The sequence below is a fragment of the Faecalimonas hominis genome, from assembly GCF_054660755.1.
Map to the genome: position 1 here is coordinate 35,711 of NZ_BAAHSH010000047.1, position 9,790 is coordinate 45,500.

8 protein-coding genes are annotated in these 9,790 nt (G+C 34.3%); 7 read left to right on the plus strand and 1 reads right to left on the minus strand.

What is annotated here, in order from left to right; all coding sequences use genetic code 11:
* The first annotated feature begins 20 nt into the window (after positions 1–20).
* The 3 genes from ACYQ35_RS08785 (at position 21) to ACYQ35_RS08795 (ending at position 2,286) form a co-directional block, all read left to right on the plus strand.
* Positions 21–248: a DUF5348 domain-containing protein gene (locus ACYQ35_RS08785; protein WP_117753950.1), complete on the plus strand. Its 228-nt coding sequence runs from the start codon at positions 21–23 to the stop codon at positions 246–248.
* Positions 249–491: 243 nt separating this feature from the next.
* Entirely contained in the window at positions 492–1,907 is a 1,416-nt protein-coding gene (locus ACYQ35_RS08790; protein ID WP_459832403.1) for a plasmid recombination protein, read from the plus strand.
* A 4-nt stretch (positions 1,908–1,911) separates the two neighbouring features.
* A complete protein-coding gene (locus tag ACYQ35_RS08795) occupies positions 1,912–2,286 on the plus strand; it encodes a TnpV protein (RefSeq protein WP_459832408.1) in 375 nt (124 codons plus the stop codon).
* 49 nt (positions 2,287–2,335) lie between these two features.
* Here the strand turns inward: ACYQ35_RS08795 and ACYQ35_RS08800 are convergent, their stop codons facing one another.
* Positions 2,336–2,794, minus strand: a complete 459-nt coding sequence (locus tag ACYQ35_RS08800) for a very short patch repair endonuclease (RefSeq protein ID WP_147567288.1) — start codon at positions 2,792–2,794, stop codon at positions 2,336–2,338.
* 181 nt (positions 2,795–2,975) lie between these two features.
* Here ACYQ35_RS08800 and dcm point away from each other — a divergent pair, with 181 nt between their 5' ends.
* From dcm to ACYQ35_RS08820, 4 genes are read left to right on the plus strand one after another with little or no spacing between them, the layout of a single operon-like run.
* Positions 2,976–4,208 (plus strand): DNA (cytosine-5-)-methyltransferase, encoded by a 1,233-nt coding sequence (gene dcm, locus ACYQ35_RS08805; protein WP_459832417.1) that lies wholly within the window; start codon positions 2,976–2,978, stop codon positions 4,206–4,208.
* Positions 4,209–5,090 carry an Eco47II family restriction endonuclease gene (locus ACYQ35_RS08810; protein WP_459832420.1) on the plus strand — a complete coding sequence of 294 codons (882 nt, stop codon included), beginning with the start codon at positions 4,209–4,211 and terminating at the stop codon, positions 5,088–5,090.
* A 22-nt stretch (positions 5,091–5,112) separates the two neighbouring features.
* Positions 5,113–8,283 carry an AAA domain-containing protein gene (locus ACYQ35_RS08815; protein WP_459832423.1) on the plus strand — a complete coding sequence of 1,057 codons (3,171 nt, stop codon included), beginning with the start codon at positions 5,113–5,115 and terminating at the stop codon, positions 8,281–8,283.
* Positions 8,261–9,571, plus strand: coding sequence for a hypothetical protein (locus tag ACYQ35_RS08820; RefSeq protein ID WP_459832426.1), 1,311 nt, complete (start codon positions 8,261–8,263; stop codon positions 9,569–9,571). The genes ACYQ35_RS08815 and ACYQ35_RS08820 overlap by 23 nt, the downstream gene beginning before the upstream one ends.
* Positions 9,572–9,790 lie beyond the last annotated feature (219 nt).

The window sequence follows — 9,790 nt, forward strand, 5'->3', positions numbered from 1 at the left end:
CTGGAAAGGAGCAGAAAATGATGAAACAGGGAAGATTAGGATATAACAGCAGCAATGGTAGATATGGATTATTAGCATCGGATTTATGGATTGATACAGGATTTCACTGTGGAGAAGGACTGGAAGTGTTGGTAGATGATGAATGGGTACAGACCAGAATGGAGATGAATCTGGCAAGAGAATGGTATCTGGTGGGAACGCCTTATTGTGGAGATTTGGAATATGTGCAGGCGAGGATACCAGAATAAACAGATTTATGATCCACTTCGGTCGGTGCAGAACAGACGTCCATAAGGACGTTATGCCCCCGGCAGGGCGCAAGGGGACTTTTGATGGACGGTACGGCTGTCGAAAGTGCTTATGCGTTACTTTTGACAAAAGTAACAAAACCGTCGTATCCGGCGAAAGTTTCTTAAATATCGCCATGTCTGGCGTAAATAAAAATTATGTGCCATATCTGGCACTCAAACAGAAAAGAGGTGAGAAAATTTATGATGAAACGAACAATCAGTGGCATGATCGGAGCCGGTTCACTGGCTCATAACAGACGGGATTTTGTAGCAGAAAATGTAGATCCGGACAGAGTACAACTGAACATTTGTTATAAGAATGAGAATCTGAAGGAAGTTTATAAAGAGCTGTTTGACGATGCGGTTGAGAGATATAATGTCGGGAAAAGAAAGGACCGGAAAATTGCAAATTATTATGAAAAAATCCGACAGGGCAAACAGGAGAAGTTATTTCATGAAGTGATATTCCAGATTGGTAATTGTGAGGATATGGCAGTGGGAACGTCAGAAGGAAATCTGGCTGTAAAGGTACTGGGCGAATATGTGAAAGACTTCCAGAAACGGAATCCGACACTTCGGGTATTTAGCTGCTATCTGCATCAGGACGAAGCTACTCCGCATCTGCATATTGACTTTGTTCCTTATGTGACCAACTGGAAGGGAAAAGGAATGGATACCAGAGTTTCACTGAAGCAGGCATTGAAAAGTCTTGGATTTCAAGGTGGAAATAAGCATGATACAGAACTGAATCAGTGGATAAATCATGAAAAGGAAGTGCTGGCTGAAATCGCAAAACAGCATGGAATTGAATGGGAACAGAAAGGCACACATGAAGAACATCTGGATGTTTACAATTTCAAGAAAAAAGAACGCAAAAAGGAAGTGCAGGAACTGGAGCAGAAAAAAGAAAATCTGACAGTGGAGAATGAAGGATTGGCTTCTCAGATTGCAGAAGCAAGGGCAGATATTAAGCTACTGGAAGAAGAAAAAATTCAGTTCCAGAAAGATAAAGAGATAGCGGAAAAACGTGCGGAGAAAGCAGAAACGGAATTGAAAAAACTTGAAGACAGAAGAGAATTCCTGCAACCAGTGATGGATAATGTCAGTAAGGAAATAAAAGAATATGGAATGATCAAAACATTTCTGCCGGAAGCTACAGCATTGGAACGTGCGGTAACTTACCGGGATAAGAAAATAAAACCATTATTCATTGAAATGAAAAACAAAATCGGTGCGATGGCTGCACAGGTGAAAGAACTCACAAGAGAAAGAGATAGTTGGAAAAGTAAGTTTCAGAAGAAAAAGCAAGAGCATGAAAAAACAAAAAAGGAACTGGCAGAAGTTCAGAAAGATTATCAGAAATTATCCAGTGAAAAAGAAATACTGCAAGGACTTGCAGACAGATACAATCGACTTTTACGCATGTTAGGAAAAGATATGGTAGAAAGATTGGTGCAGGACGATATCCGAATGCAGGCGGAACTTGAAGTGAAAAAGCAAAAAGAGCAGATGCCGAAAAAAATAGGTGACCGCATACAATGGGCAAGAGAACGAAATGAAGAACACAATGCACAAATTAAGAAGAATAAAGCAAAGTACAGAGGAATGGAGTTGTAGGAATATGAAGAAACAAATTTATGATAAAAAGAATGGACTGAGCTACACATTGCATGGAGATTATTATCTGCCAGATTTGGAACTCAATGAGGAAGAACCGGTATATGGAAAATATGGAATAATGCGAAAGCAGTTTCTGAAGGAACACAGGAGTGCCAAGTATCAATATCTGGTACTGACTGGGAAACTGACGGAGTATCTGAATCAGGTAGACAAAGAAGCAAGAGAAAAAGTTGAGATGCTGGTGGAGCAGATGGCTGAACGGTGGGGAGTGACGGAAGAATTGAAGATGCGGGATCAGATGGAATGGGTGAGGAGGAGGAATAATATCAAAGCAACTGCCGAAGAAATAGTATATAAAAATATAATCTTTATGTAGGAAAGAGGCTGTCTGCAGGCGTTGTGGACAGCCTCCTGTATAGGAGGGGTTATTCTTCAGATATATCATAGTCAGTGGTTGTATCAGAAAATTTTGTATCCCAAATGGCTTCTTCAATGGCCTGTAAACATTCATCTGTATGTTTGGAAATGTCTTGCCCCCAGAAGTGAAGGACAGTATAGCCTAGAAATAGAAGTTTTTTATCGTTTTCATAATCACGATTACGATTTCGCTCAATTTTTTTGATCCAAAAGTCTGGATTCTTACCCTTTTCAAGACGAAGCTTGAGAATTTCCCAATCCTTTCCGTGAAAAAATTCACTATCGCAAAAAATAGCAATTTTATATTTGGTAAGAACAATGTCAGGAGAACCAGGGAGAGCTTTATAATTTTTGCGATAGCGATAACCTTTGTACCATAGAGCTTTTCGGAGTAAGAGTTCTATGGAAGTATCTTTACTGTGGATCTTACGCATATTGTTTGAAACAGTAGCGGAATCGCGCGACATATAGGTACCTTCTTTCTAACTGAACTGATGACAATATATTATCAAAAAACAGGAGAAATAGCAAACGGGATAAGAAACATACGAGAGAAAATCTAACGATATGGTGAGAAAATTGCTTGTTGCTAATTGTGGGATATGATAAAATATGAGTTGTACTATTTTTGATTTTGGAGGAATTTTAATGGCGATTTGTTATGACAAATTATGGAAATTACTGATAGATAAAAAAATGAACCGCACAGAATTGAAGGAAGCGTCAGGAATAAGTTTTAATGTATTAGCTCGATTAGGAAAGAATGAGCCAGTTTCATTTGAATCAATAGAAAAAATATGTTTTACATTAAATTGCAAGATAGAAGATGTTGTAGAGATAAAAAAAGAAGAATCACCACAAATCGATAGTGATGCATTTACAACTATAGAACTGTTTGCAGGAGCTGGAGGTTTGGCTTTGGGGATAGAAAAAGCTGGATTTGAACCATTGGGACTAATAGAGTTTGATAAAGATGCTGCAGAATCTTTGAAAACCAATAGGCCGAACTGGAGAGTTATTCATGATGATATAGCTAATATATCTTGTTTGGATTTGGAAAATTATTTTGGTATAAAAAAGGGAGAACTGGATTTATTATCGGGAGGAGCACCGTGTCAGGCTTTTTCTTATGCTGGAAAAAGATTAGGACTTGAAGATGCAAGAGGAACACTTTTTTATCACTATGCAACTTTTTTACAAAAACTACAGCCAAAGATGTTTTTATTTGAAAATGTTCGAGGATTGCTGACTCATGATAAGGGAAGAACATATGCAACAATAACAAATATTTTTGAACAGGCGGGATATACCATTCAGAAAAAGATTTTAAATGCGTGGGATTTTGGTGTGCCGCAGAAAAGAGAGAGACTAATCACTGTTGGAATTAGAAATGATTTAGTGGGAAAAGTTTCATTCTCATTTCCAAAAGAACATGATTATAAGCCTGTTTTGAGAGATGTTTTGTTGGATTGTCCAGAAGGACCAGGGGTACCATATGGAGAAAATAAAAGGAAAATATTTGAATTGGTTCCACCTGGAGGATATTGGAGAGATATTGATCCGGAGATTGCAAAAGCATATATGAAAAGTTGCTGGGATATGGAAGGCGGAAGAACAGGGATTCTTAGGAGAATGAGCCTGGATGAACCGTCATTGACGGTATTGACTTCACCGTCTCAGAAGCAAACAGAAAGATGTCATCCATTGGAAGCAAGACCGTTTACGGTACGTGAGAATGCAAGATGTCAAACATTTCCAGATGAATGGCAATTTTGTGGAAGTGTTCAATCTCAGTATAAACAGGTTGGAAATGCTGTTCCTGTCAATTTAGCATATGAAATTGGGCTAGAGATACATAAATCATTAGAGGGGGTAAATTAAATGGCGTGGAATTTAGATTTTATATCAGAAGAAGATTTTAAGAAGCATGTGCGTGCAACGATTATGAAATATGGAGAAAAACTGGAATCGTATGATTTGAAGCGGTTCAATAGTAACCTGATTGATCCAATCAAGTTGATTTTTGATAAATCGGTGTATCGTACAAGCTGGGAAGAAATTGTAAATAATGAAATTTTCCGGCAGAGAGATAAGTCTAATAATAATGATATAGGATATTTTCATCAGAATATTTTTTCTTATTTCAAAGGTTGCGAAGTCCCACAAGCAGGCTGGGATGTTATTTACAGAAATCCAGATGGAATACAAATGCCAGATGGAGATATTGTACATACAATATATGTAGAAATGAAGAACAAACATAATACAATGAACTCTGCATCTTCTGCAAAAACATATATAAAAATGCAAGGACAGATTCTGGAAGACGATGATTGTGCGTGTCTGTTAGTTGAAGCAATTGCAAAGAAATCACAGAATATAAAATGGTCAACAAAAGTTGATGGGAAAAATGTACAGCATAGATTGATTCGTCGTGTGAGTATGGATCAGTTTTATGCAATTCTCACTGGTGAAGAAGATGCATTTTATAAGATGTGTATGGCATTGCCGGAGGTAATCAATTCTGTTGTAAATGAAGAAGGCGGTGTTGAAGTACCACACGATACGGTTATTGATGAATTGAGAAAAGTGGCATCATTGTATGGTGATGAAAACGGTGAATTATCTATGGCAATGGCTGTATATATGCTTGGATTTAATACATATATGGGATTTGGTGACAAAATTCGTGGAGAATTAGGAGAAGATAAAGATGGAATGCTTAAGCGAATATATGAATATGTAAAAAAAATGCAGAAATAAAAGCATATTCCGGAGGTGAAAGATGGAGAAGGCAATGGATGAAAAAATTATCATGAACTATGAAGTGGTGGAACTATTACATAAATCTTCTTCGTGGGGAAATATTGTATTTAAAGTGAAACCGCAAAATAAAGAAAAGTTGTATGTGCTTAAGTGCTTTCCGAAGATTGAAAATGGTTTGCAAAAATTAATTTTTAAAAGAGAAATTGAAGCTTTACGAACATTAAATGTTTGTGATGGAATAGTAAAGTTAAGAGATAGCAGTACAGAATTGTATCCTTTTAAGGGGAACGAATGCTATGGTGGCATTCTTATGGATTATGTTCCTGGTGAAACTTTGGATCATATAAATTGGAATAGATGTACACAACTAAAAAAATATGAAATATGCCTTCAAATTTTGCAAGCTGTAAACAATGCCCATTCGAATAATGTGATTCATAGAGACTTAAAGCCTTCAAACATAATTTATGATAAATGTGCAGATAAGGTTACATTAATTGATTTTGGAACAAGCAAAATAAAAACGGTTATGGATTCTGAAACTACTATGCCGTTATATTCAGAAGGCTATTCTGCACCAGAACTTATATTGGGCAAAAATATAACAGAGAAATGTGATTATTATTCGATAGGAATAATAATGAGTGAAATTTTTATACCAGAAGAAAAAAACAAACATGATATTAATAGTATCATTGATAAGTGGACTGGACGAAGAGAGATAAAAGATATTTTATTATCGTTAGTTCAAGAAAAACCTGAAAATAGACCGGATTCTCTGGAAAATGCAATTGAAGTTTTAGAGCGTCTGATAGGAAATCTTAATACGTCAAGTTATAGTTATAGCATTGCAATTGATTCCGGAAAACTGTTGCAATTAAAAAGAAATTCAATAGTTGAGGAAAGTATGACGATGGTACAGTTTACCAATTCATTTCTCAAAAAGGAATTTAAGCAATCATATGGTTATTATGACATAAAAAAACAGCAGTATATAATTACTGGTGCAAAACTGGTATTAAAATGTGGATATGATGAAAGTAATCAGAAAATATATGTTATGTACATTGGAAACATTACTGCAGATAGAAGAAATATAAATATTAAAAGAAGCTTTAGGATTGTAGGACAAATATCTTTCGTTTTAAATACCAGAGATAATGGATATGATTCAAAAGACAATTACAAACTTATTGTTATGTTTAAAAATCACCAAGATACTAATGAACAATATCAATTACAAGAAGAAAAATTTGATAGATTGTTTGGTGGTTGGGAAAGGGGTCTTACTGAATCTGTTGAGACAGAAAAAGGGAAATCTGCGATTATTAAGTATAATAGATATGAAATTAACGGTAGCCAACTTGTTTTTGATTTGACGGATTGTAAGAAAAAATCAATTGATGAATTGACACCACCGACTAGGTTTGTTGTGGAAAATAAAGGATCAAATGGAACTATTTATACAGAAGTGGGAAATTTTGAAGAAGTTGTATGCGATGATGAATCAGTAAAAATTATCTTATCACTGCAGAAAGGAAGACTGAAGCCTACGGTAAGAGCATTGTTGAACAAAAAAATACCATTAATGGAAGATTTTCGTGCGAAAACCAAGGCATATAATCGACAACTTAGAGCAATCTTTGATTTGAAAAAAGACGAATATTCTGCTAGGAGTTTAAAAGATATTATTTTGTGTTTGGATGAACCAGAAGAAATACAAACAATTGCACAACCTAATTTTATCTCAAAAGTATTAAATCAATCACAACAACAAGCTGTGATGAAGGCTTTAAATACAGAGAATATTTGTTTGATTCAGGGACCTCCAGGAACAGGTAAGACATCTGTTATAAAAGAAATAGTTGGGCAAATTATAAAAAGAGATATAAAGATGACAGATAGTCCTAAAATACTCATTGTTTCACAGTCGCATACAGCAGTTGATAATATTTTAGAAGGATTAGGAAAAGTTATTGATAATCCTTTAGATATAATAAGAATTGGTGCAGAAAAAAACATTTCAGAAGAGATTGCAAAAAAATATACCATTGCTGCACATAGGGAGCAATTGGTTTCTGGAATTAGAAATAATGTTCAACAGTATATAAAGAAGAAAAAGGATTTAATAGACAATATAGCAGATAAAAATGAGTCAAAAAAATGGGAAGCAGTTAAGCAAATTCAAGAAGATTGGTTAAAGCGATTAGTAGATCAAAACAGCTTAGATTATCAAATGATTCGGAGTGCAGTAGTCATTGCTGGAACATGTGTTGGCTTTTTATCTAACGAAGTGATAAAAGATATGTCATTTGATTATGTAATTATCGATGAGGCTGCTAAAGCAACAACTCCAGAATTACTGGTATCGATTATAAAAGCAAAAAAAATAATATTGGTAGGTGATCAAAATCAGTTACCGGCATATGCAGATGCAGAGGTATCGCCAACACTGGCCAAGCTTACTAAAAATCCGGACTATAGATTATTTGACATTTTATATAATTCATTGCCAGATACACATAAACAGATTTTGACTACTCAATATAGAATGATTGAAAATATAGGAAATTTGATAAGCAAAGTATTTTATAATGGAATTATTGATACGGGATGCAATGACGATGAAAAACAGCATGGATTGAGTAGATATAGAGGAAAATCAATAGTGTGGTTTGATACTTCTGCAAATGAGAAAAAATCACAGAAAAGAACAAAAGGTGGTTCATATATAAACGAAGAAGAAAAAAGAATTACTTTAGAAATATTAGACGATTTGAAAACAACTGGCGAATTGAATGGTTTAGATATAGGAATTATAACAGGATATAGTGGACAAAAAGAGCTGTTGAGAAAATCTATTAAGGCTACAGGGCTTGATAAAATAGCATCAAGGATTGATATTAATACTTTGGATGCATTTCAAGGAAGAGAAAATGATATTATAATTTATAGTACTGTAAGAACACGAGATTCTATTGGATTTCAAAAAGAAAAGGAACGAGTTAATGTAGCTTTTTCTAGAGCAAAAAAATTGCTGATTATATGTGGGGATAAGAACTTTTTTTATAATTTTGATGATCAGGATAATAAATTTGTAGAAATAATTGATTATATCTCTGAAGGAGAAAAATGTGAAATTATACAATGTGATGGAGGAAAGTTGTTTGAAAGAAAATCTAATTCATAAATGGATAACAAATATTGTTAGGCAAAATGATGGATATGAATTTTTGTTTGATGATGAGGTGTACTTACCAGTTTATAAATATGCACTAAAAATCACAAAAAGAAAAACTGTAAAATTAAATTTAGTAGAGGAAAAAGTATTACAAATTGTTTCGATAGGCGTTCATCAGGTGGATGAAATTGCGAAAATTTTAGGAATTACTAGGTCATTATTGGATGTTACACTTGCTGACTTGCATGTGAAAGATTTGATATCTGTGTCCTCTGATATTTGTGTATTATTGAAAAAGGGTGAGCAAGCATTAAGTAATTTGGAGAGAGTTGAGAAACAGCAAGATATTATGAAGGATATCTATATGGATTCTTTTAAAGGAAAAATATTAGATGATATTACCAGATATCAAGTTGTGGAAAAAATATTAGTTGATGATAATAAATTAGAACCACTTATTCAGGCAGAAGATATGAAAGTTATAGTGAGCAAATTCGAGGATATTCAAGAGATCTTCCAGGATGAATATTCTGAAGCACGAATTGCTGATGGAATAAGAACTGAATCACAGGAGCTTTTGACAATAGATGGAATTGAAAGTGTGTATGTGGTGTTTATAAAGATTCCATTGCAAGTTTTTGTTAGCACGAATGGTTGGGATATAGATATCACAGCAACAAAAAAGAAATATAGTGAGATATTATTAGAATATAAAGATGAAATTATTAGGCAGATAAATAATAAGAAAGTATTGCGAACACATTGGAAAAGGAAGACGGTACAAGATGAGCCATATAATGGAGCTTGCTTAGAAGAAGTTGATGATTTGGTGGATTTGATAAAAAATGCTGATTACAAGAAGAATAAGGAACAAAAAGAAATAGAAGAGCTTCAAATGAAAATGTTTTCATCACGGAAATTGTTAAATGGAGAAGTAAAAGTTTTATTAGATTATCTCGCTTCAAATGCACAACAAGTTGAAATGAGCATAGATAATATTGATGATTGGGCATATGATAAAAATTTTGTTGGGAAATTATCACATTATGTAGGGAAAGCTGATTTGAAAATAAAGTATCAAGATAGTAACAATATTGAAAAAGCAATAGATAGAATAGAAAGAGGGCATAATGTCACAGAATATAAAAAATGCAGGCATGGATATTTTTTATGTTGGAAATATGATGAAAAATATGAGGTTTATGGAATACCTATTGAACGTGAGGTTATAAATAAAGATACATCTTGCATAATGATGAATTATTATTTGCAGAGATTGGAAAAGAATAATGTGTGATAACACCATGATAACAAAATCCCCAAAAACCACACGGACACAGCGGAAAATCTGGATTTTTCCTCTCGAATTACACGAAAAATCACCATTTGCACACTGCAATACACTGGTCTGATATCGTGAAGGTGGACGTACAGTAGGTTCAGGACGTGTTGCTACAATTATTGAATAATTAGAAATGCGTATAAATTAAGGGATTGGAGAGTATGAAACTTTTTC